This window comes from Clostridium sp. SHJSY1, assembly GCF_031626875.1.
Classification (GTDB): domain Bacteria; phylum Bacillota; class Clostridia; order Clostridiales; family Clostridiaceae; genus Clostridium.
Map to the genome: position 1 here is coordinate 12,403 of NZ_JANDMF010000029.1, position 17,407 is coordinate 29,809.

Consider the following 17,407-nt stretch of genomic DNA (forward strand, 5'->3'; position numbering starts at 1 on the left):
TCCATAGGTATCATTTTTAAAGATAATACCTTACCTACTTTTTAATTGGAATTATTGGCAACAATAAATGTGAAGGATGTTTTCCATCGCGATATATTTTGTGATATACTGTTTTGTTTTGACATATATGATATGGTATACATTCAACATTTGTAGCTCCTGCTACACCTGTAGGTAAATCTAAACATGCTATTTCAATACTTATTCTATGTCCTGACTTAAACATATGGCATACAGACATTATTTCAATGTTATATTCATTAATTTCACCTGGAACCACCATCTTCTGTGCTTCCTTTGTTAACTTATGCCATGGCTTCTCTGGAGTAGATAACTCTTTGTCAAGTTCTCGCATAGATGCTCTTAGATATCCATGAGTTAATACTTTTTCTGGCAATTCCTTTTGCTCTCTTTCACCTTCACGACCTGTCCTATCACTATAATCTGGCCCAAGATCCTTTAATGTAACTATCCAAGTAGTATCATCACTGTCCAAAGCAGCAAAGAAATTCAGTGATATAGGTCCTGCTATCATTGTATCTTCAGCCAAAGGTTCAGTCATATATCTAAGTAATGAAATCTCATTGGTCATTGTAGGTGACATTTGAACAAATGCATCTGGCTCTTTATATCCATCACGTGCATATGAATCTATCTTGTCTGTACGCAATCTTTCCCAGCTGTGAAGATAATATTTAGTCCACTGAGTTTCAGGAACAGGCCAATTTGATGCATAACGCCATTTGTTTTCCCCTGTAACCCAATATCTCACAGGAGGTTCATCCATAACTCCAGTATCAATTCCTTTTAACCAGTAATCATACCATTTTAATATTTCATTATGGAATGAATGGAATGGTCTCTCATTATGAGCTGGCCCACCCAATTGAAGCTTTTTAGGTATGTTCTTTAATGCTTTAAACCAGTTTTGAGCCCCTTGCCAATGGAAGTGGTAATCAATAGCATATTGTCCTGAACCCGTGTATACAGGAATTTTTATCTTATCAATTTTTGCTTGAGCCATTTCCATATACCCTTCCATCTCATAAGGATATAATAGGTCCTGAAAAAGAGTTCCGAATGGATTATACTCTCCTTTTTGACATAACAAATTATAAATATTAGCATACATCATGTAATCAGGATTTTTCATTGCTTTTTGCCATAATGCTTCTGTTTCCTCATCTAGTTTAGGTGGTTGTCCAACGCTTCTATGTGCCACAGACAAATGTTCCAAATGATATGCTAACATATTAATTATCCCACCAAGGTGCATTTCTCTAAAAACTCCATAACACCAACCAGGATCATAAGGGAAAATCGCTTTTAAGTGAGGTGGCTGTTCTGAAGCAGCAGTCAATTGGTTTACTGCAAAAGCTGAAAGCCCTAGCATACCAATATTTCCATCGCACCACTCCTGCTGAGCCATCCACTCAATAATATCATAATGATCCATCTCAGCATCAAACATTGTCCCAGAATCTGATTTGCCATTTCCTCTTGCTTGTGCTATAACGTGAGCATAACCTCTAGAAACTAAATATTTTGTGTCCCCTGCTTCTACATTGCCATACCAAAAATGAGACCATGCTGGCTGTGGAGGTATAGTATCGCACAACTCAGAACCTTGTAACTCTTTATTATGAAGAGAAAAGGATAATAATGCAGGATATCTATCATCTCTATCTGGTAAATATATGTCAACACATAATTTCTTTCCATCACGCATAGGTACATAAACATCTTTAATCTGTCTCATGCCTTTATATAATGCTGGTGGATTATATTCTTTAAATTCTTTATAATTCATAACAATTAACCCCTTTATATAATGATTTTTATTTATATCAATTTCCAGTTATAGTATCTTATTTTTACCCATTAAGGTTTTATTCTATATTCATTTATAGGTATATTCTCAGTAGAAACTACAATTTTTCCATTCTTATTATCTGCAACTACCCATTTAAGCCAGTTATTATTATCTGTTTCAGGGTAATCTTCTCTGAAATGAAATCCTCTTGATTCTTTCCTTTCAAGAGCTGATGTAAATATTAGTTCAGCAGTTTGAATCATAGCTTTTGTTTCATGGTATAACATTAGCCCATGGAAGTCTTCAACTTTAACTGTATCTAATAAAGTTTTGATTTCTTTCAATTTCTTTATTCCTTCAAGAAGGTTCTTTTCACTTCTGCGCAGATTATACTTAACTTGGCAAACTATATTCTGTAATTCTCTAATAACTGGGCGAACATCTACACCATTGTTTCGATTAAGAGATGCATATGTTTTGATCTTTGCTTTTTCAACATCTTCTATGGATATATTTCCTTGAACTACATTTTCAGCGTATTTAGCTGCTGAAGGCCCTCCAATCATTCCAGTCGTTATAGCATGCATCAAACCATTTCCACGTTGTAGCCCCGGAAGAGGAACTGCACCAGCCATAGCTGAACCATTCCAACAATCTACTCCAATTGCATATAGTCCCTTTACTGTACTTAACATATCTAAATCCACTCTAATACATCCTGTATTTCCATGTAATCCTACTTTTACTTCTGGCTTTGTACCTAAATCAAAATACATATGCTCTCTTTCATTCAATCTCTTCATCCATTTAAGTTTATCAGGAAATAGTCTTGTTAGGTTTCCTAATTTAGCAGACTCTGGGCCAACCACCTTCCATGCTTCATCCATTTTATCCATATCAACATAGAGAGGCCCATGCCCTTCTCTGATTTCCTTTTCCATACCTAAAACCAACTCAGGACATACATCTGGAGAATTCCATTTAACATACTTGTCCCAAAGGTTTTCACCATCTTGGTTATAAATAAACTTTTGTGTTCCATAGATAGATTCTCCCATCTGTGCTGAAACAACTTCAAAGAAATTACCAAATTCAGCATTACGCATTTGAGCTCCTGCATCCCATGCTAACTTAATTCCTTCCCCACGTCCATTAAACATACGTATACTTCTAAAACCACAACCAGCAGTGGAAAGAATCACTGCCTTTGCCTTGAATATGTAAAAAGAACCATCCAAAAGATTAAAACCTAAAGCTCCAACAACACGTTCACCATCTTTAAGCAATTCAGTAATTTGTATATTATTCTTAATTTTTACACCTAACTTTATAGCTTGCTTTTTTAGAGTATTCGTCATATTTAAATCAACACCTAAGTTCTGCCAATGACCAGCTGGATGATCAAAAAAGCCAAGTTTACCCTTTTCATCAGTAGTTACCAGCACCCCCCACTTAAGTAATTGCTTAAGAGATTCACGATTAATATTTGTTACTTCTCTTAACATATTCTGGTCATTTAAATATTTACCTATATTTTCAACATGATACTCCATATACTTATCTAAATCTGTACCATCTTTGAATCCCATGAGTCCATTACCAGCACGTGGAGCTTGACCCGCAAAACCTACATTTGCTTTATCTACTATACAAACATCAAGGCTACTATTTGATTCTTTAGCTTTCAATGCTGCAACTAAACCTCCACATCCTCCTCCAATAACTAAAACATCTGTAGATATTACGTTTCCAAGAGTATTAATATCAATTTGTCTACTATTCATAATACCTCTCCTTTCTATATTCAATATATTTCCAATAATATTACTACATATTAAAAAACTTCTGGAATATGTACCGGAATCTTCGGTTCAATAAATATGCATTGTTTAGGACATTGCTCTTCACATATAAGACACCATTCACATTCTTCTGGATAAGCTGCAATTATCTTCTTTTCTTTTTCATCATAACGAAAAACATCTGTAAAACAAGCATTCATGCATTTTTTGCATCCAATACAGCTTTCTTTGTCTATTTTTATATTTTTAACTCTATCCACTTAAAAACACCTCCTCACACTTCAAATTTCTACTTACAAGGTTAAAACTTTTTATGATAAAATAATCAATAAACCTTGTGATTCCTTTCTTTGATTACATTGTAACATTTAAAATTTATAGATTCTTTGGTTATTGTGGTATAAATTTCATACAAGAAATGTATTCTACTAACCAAATAGGAGGTAAAATGAAAATTACTATTGATTATTTAATACAAATACTAAAGAAATTCTCTCCCACCATAATGGGAAAAATTGATACTTGTCCAATATTATCTGTTGAATGGCTAACTTCTACAAACTGGCTATCAAAAAATACATTATACATTGCAAAGGATGCCGAAATGCTAAGTAATTTACATAGTATTTCTGACATTCACATTTTAGTTTCTTCAGAAAATATAAATTTCCCTACTACAAATGCATCTATAATAATTTTGAAACCGTCTTGCAATTTAGATGAGGTATTTTATGAAATAAGAGAATTAGTGATAAATAATTTAAAATTATCTAATTTTGCAGCTAACCTACTTAGAATTCTTTCAGATGGAGGAGGTTTGCAAAATCTAGTTGATGAAGCATATCAAATTCTTAGGAATCCCATATATGTTTTTGATGCTGGTTTAAAGTTAATCTCAGCTAACTGGAATTCTCCAATAGATGACAATCAAACAAAACGTATAGTTCTAGATAAGTGCTTAAATGAAGAAGATATTAATACTATGAATTTTGAGCACATACATGAAAGAATTCAAAAAAGTACAACTCCTGTGCTTGTAAATAGTGAAAAATATGATAGAGAACGTATAATAACCATGATTAATAAGTCTGGAAAAGACATTGGTCATATTGTTGTTATATCTTATGAATATCCATTTAAAGATATAGACTTAGAGATAGTTACTATTCTACGTGATGCAGTAGCACAATATCTAGAAAAGGATTCTTTTATCAGAAATACTAAGGGTTTTAACTATGAATACTTTATTGCTGATTTATTAGATGGGAAGATTACAACTAAAAGACAGTTCAATAATAGAATGTCATATATTGACTATGTTTTTTTAGATTATATATATGTACTAGTTGTAGACATTAATAGAAGCAGCAATGCATTAAATATTAATAATATTTGCAGTAGATTAGAATCAATAATCTTTGGTAGCCAAACAGTAATATATGATAATCAAATTATCTTAATAATAACAAGAAAAAGTGAGCAACTTTTAAGTAATGAAGAGATTTCTTCCCTTAGTAAACTTTGTACTAAAAATAGTCTTTATATTGGATTGAGCAACCATTTTAAAAACATAATAGATATTCCAGAATACTACCAACAAGCATTAAAATCAATTGAACTTGGAATATGTAAACATAATGAAGCAAATTTGTTTATTTACAAGCAATATTATCTAGACCACATTGTTAATACTTTTATACAAAGTGAATCTTTAGAGACTTATTGTCACCCATCTATGCGTTATCTTTTAGATTATGACAAAAAAAATGATACTGAGCTTGCTTATACATTATATATGTACATTGTTAATGAACGTAACTTAATAAATACAGCAAATACTATACATGTTCATCGTAACACAGTGGTTTATCGACTTAAAAAGATTAATAGTTTAATTAATCTTGATTTAGATGACTACAATACACGTCAATATATTACTTTATCCTTTGCTATGTCTAGCAACTCTAAATCTATTGTATTGGAAGATTAAATTTTATCTTTTGTGGTTACATGAACAAGATAAGTGAAATTTTTTTCTTTATATAATTTATAAGTTACTAATAAATTTCATAGTTACTTGATAATATACAAATATACCTCTATACTTGTGTTAAATTTATTTGACTATAGGAGGTTAAAATGTCGATATCAGTTTTTGGAACAATGTTAGGATATATGATAGTTTGTTCTTTCACTCCTGGCCCTGGAAACATTCTAGCTTTAAACACTACAACTCAATTTGGCTGGCAAAAAGGCAAACGGCTAATTCTTGGCATTTGTGCAGGTTACGCTTGTGTACAATTTCTTTGTACTTTGGCAGTATATGGATTGAATGACTTTCTCGCACCAGTACTTGTTTTGTTGAAATATATTGGAAGCATATATATGATTTGGCTAGCAGTGAATATTTTCAGGAGTAAGCCATTAAAGGAAAATGCTAATGGAAAGGCTTCTTTTCGAGAAGGGTTCTCTCTTCAATTTGTAAATGTAAAAATCTATTTTTATATTATGACTCTGTTGATGGTTTACCTTGTTCCCTATATTAACACTTTTCTTAATTTACTTTTAGCAGGTGTTGGTGTGGTTAGCATTGGTGGGTTAGCCTGCCTAACATGGGCATTTCTTGGAATAAAAATGCAACACATTTACAAAAAATATTATAAACCTATCAATTTTATATTAAGTTTGTTTTTGATATATTGTGCTTGGGATATTATAAGGGGGTAAAATTGATGTATAAACATAAAATGGAAGAATACATTCGATGTCCACTTGAATATGGACTTGAAATTTTTGGTGGAAAGTGGAAATCTAGAATCATATGTGTTTTATCTGAAAAAGGTACTTTACGATATAGTATACTCAGAAAAGAAATGAGCAACATCACAGATGCTGTTTTATCCTCTACCCTCAAAGAACTAATTGCTGATGATATCGTACTTAGAAAGTCATTTGATGAGATTCCACCTCGTGTTGAGTATTGCCTTACTAAAAAGGGGCATTCTGTGGTTCCTATTTTGCAGAGTATTTGTAGCTGGTCTGGAGCCTATCATAAGGAAGATAATGAAAATACAATGACACAATGTAAAAAATGTGACTACAATCGAAGAAAAGGAGGTATTTCTCAATAATAAAAAATTGCTGGAACAATGATTGAAATTATTAAGGAAAAATATAGTAACTATCTATATATCGAAGTTATGCCAGAAGAATCTAAAAACGCAACTTTCTATGAAAAACTTGGCTTCAAGGTTATGTCACATGGTGTGGCAATGCAACTTTGTAATTTCAATAATCAACATTAATTATCTTATAATAAAGAGAGGAAAGAGAAAGAAACTGCCCTCTCCTTATTTCTTAACTAAAATATGATTCAACCACTTTAATATATCTTCATATACTTCTATTTTATTTTTTTCATTGATTATCTCATGTCTAAAACCTAAATATAATTTTATATCTACGTCTTTAATACCAATATTTTTGTATATTTTAAAGAGTTTTTTTACAAGCTTTCCATAACCTCCTACAGGGTCATCTTCTCCTGAGATAATATAAATTGGTAGATTTGTAGGAATTAATACAAGCCTTTCTTTTTTATAAAGTCTACTTAATCCTTTCATTAAATAATAGAAAAAGCCTACACTAAAAACCTTGCCACAATAAGGATCTTCTTCATATTTTCTAACTTCATTTAAATCACTAGATATCCATGATAATTGGCTTCCATCAGTTTCAAACCTTTTATTATATGTTTCCAAAGTTAAGGCATTCATAATTCTACCTTTCTTTTTCTCTCCAAAAATCTGTCTTTCAATAGATGAAACTAATCTTCCTCCCCAAACTTTAAAGCCTTTTTCAGCAGCTGACCCAGATAGTATTACTCCCTTTAGCTCATTTCCATATCTAATTATATATTCTTGTGCCAAAAAAGAACCAAAACTATGTCCAAATAAAAATATAGGTAGTTTAGGATATTTATCTTTAATTTGTTGGAACATAAGATGCTTATCTAGGACAATTGTATTAAATCCATCTTCCCCAATATATCCTAATTCCTCTATAGTTTCAGCAGTTTTTCCATGTCCACGATGATCAGAAGCATATACAATATAACCATGCTTATTAAGATATTCTGAAAATTTCTCATATCTACCTGAATGTTCAGCCATGCCATGAAAAATTTGTATCACAGCCTTAGGATTCTCTACTTTATCCCAACAATAGGTATATAGATTTTTACCATCCTTTGCTTTAATATTTTTTATAATCATTAGCTACTCTCACTTTCTTAATCTTTTTGTTTTTCATTCATAAGTTTTCTTCTTTAGTTTCTCTATAATTATGTATAAATATTCCAAACTCATATTTATTGCTAAAATAGTGCACTCCTACTTGAATAAGTTAATTTCTTTGCATATTTTATTAAATAGTAAAATTATTCAAGCATTTTTGCACTATTATAGTAATTATATTTTAAAATCCAAATATGGGCCCAAAGAAAAATACTATTATTCCTGCTATAACAATATAGAATACACAAACCTTTAATGCTGAATTTAATATTTTCCCTTCATTTCCAACCAAATTTGTTGCTGCTGTTGCAACAGCTATACTTTGAGGTGAAATCATCTTTCCTGCAGTGGTTCCCAGTATATTTCCTGCTAAAATCCAATAAGGATTAGCTCCAATTGCATTTGCAGCTTGTACTTGTAACTGGCCAAATAGTACATTTGCTGAAGTATCACTACCTGTTATAAAAGTTCCAAGAGCTCCTATAACTGGTGCTATTAATGAATAATATGGTCCTGTTATTGCAACTAATACATCTGCTATTGATTTTATCATGCCGCTATATCCCATGACTTTTGCTAGAGCAACTATAGAAATTATTGTTATAGCAGACTTGGACATTTGTTTAATCGTTTTCAAGAAAACTTCAGTTATCTCCTTAAATTTATAGCCCTGTAACAGTCCCCCTAAATATGTTGCTAGAAAAATTAGTACCCCAGGTGTTACAATCCAAGAAAAAGTATATGGTGTTGCTGCATTCCCTGTATAAATTAAAACTGAAGATTTTATTTTTGATAATGGAGTATATATTGCTTGAAATAATGGGGAACATATTATTATAAATAGAAATACTAATATAAATGGTAACCAAGCCATAAATCCTTCTTTAAAGGATATTTCACCTTCTTTTTCACTACTTTCTTTGTTATAAAATTTCTTTGCCAAAAATATTGTAAATATCATAGATACTATTGATCCAATTACAGCTGGTAATTCAGCTCCAATGAATCTTGCTACAAAAATTTGAGGAATTGCAAATGATATTCCAGATACTAAAGTAATTCCAAAGACACCCTTTATAGCCTTTATCCCCTTTCCTGTTAATAAAACCAATATAAATGGAATTATTATTATCATTATAGAAAGTTGTATTGTTGCAGCAAAAGATAATTGAGTTATATCTACTCCTGTAACTTGTGATAATGTAATAACTGGTAATCCTATAGCTCCAAAAGCTGTTGGTGCAGTGTTAGCTACTAAACAAATAATAGCTGCAAATACAGGTTCAAATCCCAATGCTGCAAGTATACTTGCTGGAATTGCTACTGCTGTCCCAAAACCTGCAATAGCTTCAAGAAATCCTCCAAATCCCCAAGCTAATATAAGCACTAAAATTCTTTTATCCTTTGTTACAGTTGTCATTATCTTTTTTATAATTTCCATACTCCCTGTATAAATAGATAAATTATAAGTAAAAACTGCCGCTATAATTACAATTATTATGGGCCATACTGCTAATGCTACTCCCTCTAAACTTGCTGTTAAGGCATTAAGAATACTCATCTTCCAAATGAATATACCTATAAGTACTGTTATTAAAAATGCAATTGGACATGCCTTATGTCCTGGTATTTTGAGCTTTCCAAGTGATATCATTAGCCAGATAATAGGAATACAGGCTATAAAAAATAATAAATACATTTTCATCCCTCCATTTTGATTATTTGTCATATCAATCCAAAACTGGTATGACCAGTTACTAATTTAAGTATAAATAATAAAATACAACTTGTAAATATCTGTTATCTATTTAGTAGAAAATTTCTGCATTAATTTCTCAATTATACAACGAAAAGGGAACACCATTTTATTCAAAAAAATATTATCTAAATTTATTTTGTATAACACTTATAATGTTTTATTAATTCTCACCAATAATCCTAAGGAATAAAATATTTTTTTGTCGAAATTTTATGTTTCACAAAGCTAAAACAATTAAACTTATGGAGGATTTTAACACGGAAAAATATTTATTAAAAGTTAATAAGATGCTATCTGTCATTATGCCTTTAGGTTCTGTTGTAACATTTTTATTTTCATGGTTTGGTATAGTATCTACATATATTTCTCCTATATCGCTATTATTAGGTTCAATTTTATCCATTACACTATCATCCAAAGAGGATAAAGGCTATATTATTATGATAATAAATTTAATTTCAATATTCATTGGAATATCTGCTATTATAATTGATATACCTAATATGGCAGTAGCACATGCATGCTTTTTAATTGCTATTTCTTCAGTATACTTTAAAAAACGAGTTACAACATTATGTGAATCTGGAACATTTATAGTTTTAGTATATATGTATTTTGTTGATAAGCTTTATGACTTTACATATTTCTCAATGGCTGTAAATTGTGTGTTTTTTGTTACATTATCACTATATTTTATTACAAAATGGGGAAATGATTTAATTGTAGAAGCAAACAATAAAGAAATAGATGTAACTAAAATTCTTGAGAATTTAAAAAACACTATGAATACTGTTGGCAAAAATACAAATTTATTAGATACTGATATATCAAATTCAAATAGTAATTTAACTGTTATACATGAAACTAGTAATTCTCTATCTGCAACTGTACAAGAAATGACAAAAGGTATAATGATGCAAACAGAAAGTATTTCAAAAATTAGTGAGATGATGAATCAAGCGGATACTGAAGTATCTGAAGTTAGTCAGTTTACTAAGGATTTATCACAAATTTCAAAAAAACCAATGATATTGTTTTAAAAGGACATGAAAAAGTTAATAGAATGGATGAACAAATGGCTTCAATTAGTGAAGTATCTACAAATTCATTTTTAGCTGTACAAGAACTTAATAACAATATGGATAAGGTTAATAATTTTCTTACTGGAATAACTCAAATATCCGAACAAACTAATTTGCTATCACTTAATTCATATATAGAAGCTGCAAGAGCTGGTGAAGCTGGTAAAGGCTTTGCTGTAGTTGCAGATGAAGTTAGAAAATTAGCAGAAGAGAGTGGAAATATAGTAAGAGAAATTGATATAATCTTAAAAGAAATAAAGGATATAACAGAAAAAGTTTCTTTTGAAGTAAATAGAGGAAATGAAGTGACAAAAGAAGGAAAAGAAATTGTAATGCAGGTAAATCAAGGTTTTAGTGAAATATAGGAATCATTTAATAATATTGATGAATATTTATTAGGAGGTATTAACAGATTAGAAAACACAGTAAAGTTATTTTCTAATATACGTCAAGAAACAGATAGTATAGCTAGTGTTTCAGAGGAACACACAGCTGCAGCTGAAGAATTGATGGCAACTACAGAAGAAAACAACTCTAATATCGATACCCTCTATAATTCAATGGAAAATATAAAAAACTCTAGCAATGAGTTAAAAAGTATTTTAAATTCAAATAATGGCTAACCTTCCCCCACCTTATAATGAGGTGGGTAATTTATTTTTATAAATATTTTACAACTTAATTGTATTAATATTAAATACTTTTTAGTTAAGTTGTATTTAAAATAAAAAGATGGGGTTAGTACTGTAAAGTATTAATCCCACCTAAAGAAAAATATTTTTGTTTAAAATGCATATCTATTATTAGCAACTTTAAATATCTTAAATTTTTGAACCCCAATTACCATACCATGCATATCCTAATTGTCTTTCCACTTCAATTTGATTGACATTATAAAATATTTGACTCTTACGATTTACAAAGATAGGTTTATTAGTTCCAATTTGATAAAAACGAGCCCATATAGGGGATGCTTTAGAATCCTTTTGAACTTTAAGCCCACTACTTGTCTTAGTCACTTTTGTTCCAGTAATTTTTACTGAATTAATCCAATTTGTAGCAGCATTAATTGATGCTGATATTTGGGATGTACTTTTTCTAGTCTTTAAGAATTTTATAATACCTACACTTTCAGAAGTAGAAATAGAAGGAACTTCATAAGCTCTTGCAGATGTAGGTTTCAAAGTATTTTCATCATGTTGTTGTCCCCAAGCTGTTAACTTTCCATTGACCTTTATTTGAGTTTTTAATATACAATCTACACCTTTATCAACTGCTGTTTTACATTTACTAGCCAAATTGCTGTCTACAAATGAAAAATCACCTTTTCTATTTGAAACTTCGTCTAAAAGAAACATTACATTAATCATTGCATCATCGTTGTATGTTATATGAGTGTGGTAACCTGAACTTTTATAAATTTGAGGCCATCCACCATTAGAATACTGCATATTTAACAAGAAATTAATTCCCTTTATAGCTGCATTAGAATATGTACTATTTTTAGTTTTTTTATACTCTGCTGCTAACCTTCTTATTTCTGTATAAGTAGCTTTGTTATCAATAGTAGATTTTCCCCAATCGCCGCTTTTTTCATTATAATACTTTATCCATCCACCATCTGGGCGTTGATTCTTTAAAATATCTGATATACTTGCATTAGTACCTGTAGAATCTTTAGCGGATGCTTTTTGAGAAGGTTGCAATATTAATCCAGAAATAATTAAAGAAGCTGTACAAAGTAATGTAAATGATATACGTTTTAATTTTGATTTTAACATAAAATCCCCCTTAAAATTTGTTAACACTTGCAGAAGATATCTTAAGCAATATGTAAACAATAAAATTTATACCTAAAATTATATTTTTGAAAATACAGAATATCAACAATATTTCTTAAAACATGGCAAATTTATCCTTAAAACATAAATTTACTTAATTTTTTTGTATTTTAAGGATAAATAACTAGAGATATCAAATTAATTGATACCTCTAGAATAGTTTAAGTAAATACTGATTTTTTAGAATTTATATCTATTCTTTAGAATTTTTCATATAAGAATTTTTTTCATTGATGTAAATATCCAATGCTTTAATTCCTCTATTAGCAAGTTTAACAAATAAAACAAATCCATAAATCACCATGCCAATAACAACTAATATAATTATCAGATAAATTAAACCTACAATTCTCATCATCATCATATAAATTTCCCCCTTTTATTTTGTTAATATAATTAAATAGTCTATATGTATCTTTCTTATAATAAACACATCCTTTAATGTTTTTCCCATACTTCATTATAGTTTATTTTCTCCTGTTAAATATTAATAGATATATCAACTTCCATATTGCTATCTAATTTATACAAATAGTCATCCAAAGCAATTAGTGATATAATGTATTAAAATCCAATTTATAGAATCATGTTGAATAATGGGATATACATAACGAAAGAATATTTTTCAAATTATAAAAGTTTTAATACATTTGTATATGAAAGTGGCATTTGAGAAATTTCGATTATTTTGATACATTGGTCTTGACTAGATTCTTATATACTATAGTTTATTCTTTGCAGTTGTGGGATTAAAGATACTAATTCAACTGCTGACTTACAAAATAATTCTCCTCAGAATGTAGTAGAAAAGTTTTTTCAATATAAAAATGAAAAAGATAAATCTAAATTATTGACTACTTTAACAGAACATTGGAATAGTCCAAATGTAAAATGGAAATTTGAAAGTTTTGATAGTATCAAGATAACAAATATTGAAGAAGTGAAAAATAAATTAGTTAATGAAGGATATCTTAAATATGGACGAGGAGCTATAAATGGAACCACTGAAACTAATCTTACTGTATTTAATGTAGAATATGAGACGAAATATAGAAAGTATCTCATTGGCCCAGAATCCTCTGATAAATATTCATGGCAGTTTTTTGTTATAAGAAAAGATGAAAATTCTCCATGGCTCATTGATGATTTTGGTGAATAAGTAATATAGGTAGTTCATTGTAGACTACCTATATTACTTACCATTTATATTTTAAATCCTGTTCTATCTTCTTCTGTAATTTCTCGAATTACTTTACATGGTACCCCTGCAGCAATTACATTTGATGGAATGCTTTTTGTAATAACACTACCAGATCCTATAATGGTATTATCTCCAATTGTAACTCCTTGATTTATATGAACCCCTGCTCCAATCCATACATTATTGCCAATTTTCACAGATTTAGCATAACACCCCCCTGATACACGTTCTTCTGCATGTATTGCATGATTTGATGTGTAAATCCCAACTCTTGGCCCAAACAAAACATTATCTCCAATATCTATTCCCCCACCATCTAACAGAACACAATCAAAATTAGCATAAAAATTATTTCCTATTGTAATATTGAAACCAAATTCACATCTAAGATTCGATTCAAAATGTACTCCTTTTCCCATACTTTTTAGTATTTTTCTTAATATTTCTTCCCTTTCACCCTGAAGTTTACCAAAACTATTATTATATTCATTTGTAAGAAATACTGTATTTTCTCTTGCTTGAATTAGCTCTTTTGTTAAATCATTGTACATTTTGCCTGATAACATTAATTGTTTTTGCTCTTCTAATGTCATAACACTACCTCCTAAATCTATACTTATCATTTCTTAGAAATCATACTAACATTCCCCATTTTTATCCCTTACTTTTATTGTAAAGAAATCTAAAGTATTAATATCTTTTAGTTGCTTTATTTCATCTGCTACCCATTTATCATTTTTTCTTACAAATCTCCAAAACTCTTTAAATTTAACTTTACTAGTATTGGAGCCTTCAATTAACTTACCTGTCTTTTCATTTATTTCATAATCTATGGCTTTTGCTTTTATATAAATCCATAGACAATCTATAGAAACAATTGCTCCTAAAATTAAATTTAGATACAAAATATATCCCCTCCAAAAAGATTACTTATTTGTGTCTTAGCTCACTCCATGAGTTAAGAAGTTGTCTAATAAGATTTAACAAAATAGAAATCATCAACAAAGTAATTCCAAGTACATGGTTATTTCCTTCCCATAAAATTACAGCAGCCACCACCCATAGAAGAATTGATATTATAAACATAAATTTTCTTTTCATAATGTCCCCCTTCCTTGAACTTGATGAAATTGTTTTACATACTCTATCTCATCTTTGTATCACTTAAAGGAATTAGAAATAATGCTCCTATAATTTTGTTATCTAATTCAATTTTATAAGCAATAAAGTTTTTGATAATATTAATTTGGGACTCTACCTCATTATATCCTTGTGGCCCTCCATCTTTTCCTAAATAATAATTAGACAAGTTTTTTTCAATATTGTATCATTGTTAGTGGAAAAAATTTATTTTAATTAATGGAGGACATTATATGTTAGAGACTATAATCCTTTTCATGTTTATTATTGGACTTTTGATATGTTTAGGATTTAATTTACCCCTTCTTTATGCATTATTATTTGGATTTATTATATTTTTCTCCTATGGATTGTCTAAAAAAAATACAGTAAAACATATGATACAAATATCTTTTAAAGGAATAAAGACTGTTAAGAATATCTTGATTATATTTTTGTTAATTGGGATGCTTACATCTGTGTGGCGTGCATCAGGAACAATATCATTTATTATATATTATTCTACAAAATTAATTATTCCTGAAGCATTTATTCTTATAACATTTATTCTTTGTTGTATGTTATCCATTCTTACTGGAACTGCATTTGGAACAGTTGCTACCATTGGTGTAATTTGTATGACTATGGCAAATTCAATGGGATTAAATAAAGTATTGGTTGGTGGCGCTATATTATCTGGTATCTATTTTGGAGATAGATGCTCTCCAATGTCTACAAGTGCACTTTTAATAAGTGAGCTAACAAAAACTAATATTTATAAAAACATTAAACTTATGATTAAAACTTCTGTTATACCATTTATAGTTACATGTATTATATATATTATTTTTGGATTTTTGTTTAAGAATAATAGTGTTCCACTTGAAATTAGAGATCTTTTTGCAGCTAACTTCAACTTACATTGGCTCACTGTTTTGCCTGCTATAATAATTATTTTATTGTCACTATTAAAAGTAAATGTAAAAATCACCATGACTATGAGTATTTTAATTGCTAGTATTGTCTGTATTTTTGTTCAAAAAATAGAGTTTGCTTCACTTTTTAAAATGTTTATTTTGGGCTACCATTCATCTAATGCAGAAATTGCAACCATGTTAGATGGTGGGGGAATCCAATCTATGCTTAAAGTTTCTGCAATTGTATGCTTATCTTCATCTTATGCTAGTATTTTTGAAGAAACAGGCCTATTAGAAGGGATAAAAAAATATATTAATAAACTTTCAAGCACAGTTACTCCATTTGGAAGTGTAGCTATAACTTCATTTTTAACATGTATGATAACTTGCAATCAAACATTATCCATTATACTAACCAATCAGTTATGCAATGATGTTCTCCCAGATGACTACCAAAGGGCGAATTCATTAGAAAATACAGCTGTAGTTGTTGCACCACTTATACCTTGGTCCATTGCTGGTGCTGTTCCCTTAGCTACAATATCAGCACCAACAAGTTGTATTTTAGCTGCTTGTTATTTGTATATTTTACCTTTATTCAGCTTTTTTGTTTTCAAAAAAAAGAATTCTATACATATGCCAAATAGTTATTCAGATTTAAAGAACATTAACCCTATTTCTTAAACTAAAATCAAAGACCACCCATAAAACAGGTGGTCTTCTCTATTAATTCAAACTTTTTCATTCATCCTATTGATTTGGCTAACTCCGCTCATAAACATAGTAAGTCCTAAAAATATCATCATAATATCAATACTGCCATGAAAATAATTTAATAAATGTAAGATCCCTAAACACATCGTTATAATAGCAAATATAATTACCAATACAAAACATATTTTTTGATTGATTTTCACAAAAACACCTCTTGCTTCTATTTATAATATTTTAAACTAGATCATAATAATCATTATCTAATTCTATCTTTCACTTTATTTATAATTTCCTTGTAATTAACCTTACTAAAATCAGTTGTATCAACATTAATTACTTCTCCACCAATATCAAAATCAAGTATTCCCCTACTAATAATCATCTCCTCAAACTCCTTCAATGTTATAATTGAATTATTATGCACAGGGCCCTTTGGTGGATATGATTCATTTATTACATGGCCTAAATGTCTAGATTTGGAATGATTTCGTTTTACAAATCTATTATAAATAACAGAAATCTCTCCTTGAAATCTAATGTTAATAACTTCATAATTATAAGTCTTAATAAGCATATTTAATCTTTTCTTTGAGATATTTTCAAAATTATTTTCTAATATTACAGTTTTATTAAGCTTCATACTCTCTTCTGCTATTCCATACATAATATTCATACTTGCTATCCCAAGCTTTACTTTCTCTTCTCTTGATTTAAATCCAATATCATCAAATAATATCTCTTTAATGAAATCCTTTGAGATAACTGGAACTCCAAGATCCTTACTTAAATATTTAGAAAATGTGGTTTTCCCTGACGCAGGAATTCCTGTTAAAATAATAATATATGCTATAACATTCCCCACCT

General features: G+C 29.6%; 20 protein-coding genes. 8 read left to right on the forward strand and 12 right to left on the reverse strand.

Annotated features, from left to right (window positions below; translation table 11 throughout):
- Positions 1 to 34: 34 nt before the first annotated feature.
- The 3 genes from NNC19_RS13540 to NNC19_RS13550 form a co-directional block, all read right to left on the reverse strand.
- Positions 35 to 1,810 carry a CocE/NonD family hydrolase gene (locus tag NNC19_RS13540; protein WP_310939200.1) on the reverse strand — a complete coding sequence of 592 codons (1,776 nt, stop codon included), beginning with the start codon at positions 1,808 to 1,810 and terminating at the stop codon, positions 35 to 37.
- Between the two features lie 71 nt (positions 1,811 to 1,881).
- The gene (locus NNC19_RS13545; RefSeq protein ID WP_310939201.1) at positions 1,882 to 3,597 is read right to left on the reverse strand and encodes an FAD-binding protein; all 1,716 of its coding nucleotides are present in this window, start codon (positions 3,595 to 3,597) and stop codon (positions 1,882 to 1,884) included.
- A gap of 50 nt (positions 3,598 to 3,647) precedes the next feature.
- Positions 3,648 to 3,875: a 4Fe-4S binding protein gene (locus NNC19_RS13550; RefSeq protein ID WP_310939202.1), complete on the reverse strand. Its 228-nt coding sequence runs from the start codon at positions 3,873 to 3,875 to the stop codon at positions 3,648 to 3,650.
- A gap of 188 nt (positions 3,876 to 4,063) precedes the next feature.
- Between NNC19_RS13550 and NNC19_RS13555 the strand changes: the two genes are divergently transcribed.
- From NNC19_RS13555 to NNC19_RS13570, 4 genes are all read left to right on the forward strand, one after another.
- Positions 4,064 to 5,605, forward strand: coding sequence for a helix-turn-helix domain-containing protein (locus NNC19_RS13555; RefSeq protein WP_310939203.1), 1,542 nt, complete (start codon positions 4,064 to 4,066; stop codon positions 5,603 to 5,605).
- A gap of 149 nt (positions 5,606 to 5,754) precedes the next feature.
- A complete protein-coding gene (locus tag NNC19_RS13560) occupies positions 5,755 to 6,342 on the forward strand; it encodes a LysE family transporter (RefSeq protein WP_310939204.1) in 588 nt (195 codons plus the stop codon).
- Positions 6,343 to 6,347: 5 nt separating this feature from the next.
- Positions 6,348 to 6,746, forward strand: coding sequence for a helix-turn-helix domain-containing protein (locus NNC19_RS13565; RefSeq protein WP_310939205.1), 399 nt, complete (start codon positions 6,348 to 6,350; stop codon positions 6,744 to 6,746).
- Positions 6,747 to 6,764: 18 nt separating this feature from the next.
- Positions 6,765 to 6,920, forward strand: coding sequence for a hypothetical protein (locus tag NNC19_RS13570; protein WP_310939206.1), 156 nt, complete (start codon positions 6,765 to 6,767; stop codon positions 6,918 to 6,920).
- 45 nt (positions 6,921 to 6,965) lie between these two features.
- On the opposite strand, the gene NNC19_RS13575 is transcribed toward NNC19_RS13570, so the two are convergent.
- Positions 6,966 to 7,889, reverse strand: a complete 924-nt coding sequence (locus NNC19_RS13575; RefSeq protein ID WP_310939207.1) for a lysophospholipase — start codon at positions 7,887 to 7,889, stop codon at positions 6,966 to 6,968.
- Positions 7,890 to 8,091: 202 nt separating this feature from the next.
- Complete coding sequence (locus NNC19_RS13580) at positions 8,092 to 9,615, reverse strand: L-lactate permease (RefSeq protein WP_310939208.1); 1,524 nt, start codon at positions 9,613 to 9,615, stop codon at positions 8,092 to 8,094.
- Positions 9,616 to 9,881: 266 nt separating this feature from the next.
- Here NNC19_RS13580 and NNC19_RS13585 point away from each other — a divergent pair, with 266 nt between their 5' ends.
- A complete protein-coding gene (locus tag NNC19_RS13585) occupies positions 9,882 to 10,709 on the forward strand; it encodes a hypothetical protein (RefSeq protein WP_310939209.1) in 828 nt (275 codons plus the stop codon).
- 35 nt (positions 10,710 to 10,744) lie between these two features.
- The gene (locus NNC19_RS13590) at positions 10,745 to 11,116 is read left to right on the forward strand and encodes a methyl-accepting chemotaxis protein (protein ID WP_396136431.1); all 372 of its coding nucleotides are present in this window, start codon (positions 10,745 to 10,747) and stop codon (positions 11,114 to 11,116) included.
- Positions 11,117 to 11,572: 456 nt separating this feature from the next.
- Here the strand turns inward: NNC19_RS13590 and pelA are convergent, their stop codons facing one another.
- On the reverse strand, positions 11,573 to 12,532 hold the full coding sequence (gene pelA, locus NNC19_RS13595) for a pectate lyase (RefSeq protein WP_310939210.1): 960 nt from the start codon (positions 12,530 to 12,532) through the stop codon (positions 11,573 to 11,575).
- Between the two features lie 253 nt (positions 12,533 to 12,785).
- Positions 12,786 to 12,956: a hypothetical protein gene (locus tag NNC19_RS13600; RefSeq protein ID WP_310939211.1), complete on the reverse strand. Its 171-nt coding sequence runs from the start codon at positions 12,954 to 12,956 to the stop codon at positions 12,786 to 12,788.
- A 384-nt stretch (positions 12,957 to 13,340) separates the two neighbouring features.
- Here NNC19_RS13600 and NNC19_RS13605 point away from each other — a divergent pair, with 384 nt between their 5' ends.
- A complete protein-coding gene (locus NNC19_RS13605) occupies positions 13,341 to 13,751 on the forward strand; it encodes a DUF4829 domain-containing protein (RefSeq protein ID WP_310939256.1) in 411 nt (136 codons plus the stop codon).
- A 44-nt stretch (positions 13,752 to 13,795) separates the two neighbouring features.
- On the opposite strand, the gene NNC19_RS13610 is transcribed toward NNC19_RS13605, so the two are convergent.
- Genes NNC19_RS13610 through NNC19_RS13620 form a run of 3 tightly spaced genes read right to left on the reverse strand, consistent with a single transcriptional unit; the run spans position 13,796 to position 14,894 of the window.
- Positions 13,796 to 14,386 (reverse strand): sugar O-acetyltransferase, encoded by a 591-nt coding sequence (locus NNC19_RS13610; protein WP_310939212.1) that lies wholly within the window; start codon positions 14,384 to 14,386, stop codon positions 13,796 to 13,798.
- Positions 14,387 to 14,431: 45 nt separating this feature from the next.
- The gene (locus tag NNC19_RS13615; RefSeq protein WP_310939213.1) at positions 14,432 to 14,698 is read right to left on the reverse strand and encodes a hypothetical protein; all 267 of its coding nucleotides are present in this window, start codon (positions 14,696 to 14,698) and stop codon (positions 14,432 to 14,434) included.
- A gap of 25 nt (positions 14,699 to 14,723) precedes the next feature.
- Positions 14,724 to 14,894 carry a hypothetical protein gene (locus NNC19_RS13620; RefSeq protein WP_310939214.1) on the reverse strand — a complete coding sequence of 57 codons (171 nt, stop codon included), beginning with the start codon at positions 14,892 to 14,894 and terminating at the stop codon, positions 14,724 to 14,726.
- A 272-nt stretch (positions 14,895 to 15,166) separates the two neighbouring features.
- Between NNC19_RS13620 and NNC19_RS13625 the strand changes: the two genes are divergently transcribed.
- Positions 15,167 to 16,513, forward strand: coding sequence for a Na+/H+ antiporter NhaC family protein (locus NNC19_RS13625; RefSeq protein ID WP_310939215.1), 1,347 nt, complete (start codon positions 15,167 to 15,169; stop codon positions 16,511 to 16,513).
- Between the two features lie 47 nt (positions 16,514 to 16,560).
- Here NNC19_RS13625 and NNC19_RS13630 read toward each other — a convergent pair whose 3' ends face one another.
- Positions 16,561 to 16,746: a hypothetical protein gene (locus NNC19_RS13630; RefSeq protein ID WP_310939216.1), complete on the reverse strand. Its 186-nt coding sequence runs from the start codon at positions 16,744 to 16,746 to the stop codon at positions 16,561 to 16,563.
- Positions 16,747 to 16,799: 53 nt separating this feature from the next.
- The gene (locus NNC19_RS13635; RefSeq protein ID WP_310939217.1) at positions 16,800 to 17,405 is read right to left on the reverse strand and encodes an AAA family ATPase; all 606 of its coding nucleotides are present in this window, start codon (positions 17,403 to 17,405) and stop codon (positions 16,800 to 16,802) included.
- Positions 17,406 to 17,407: the final 2 nt, after the last annotated feature.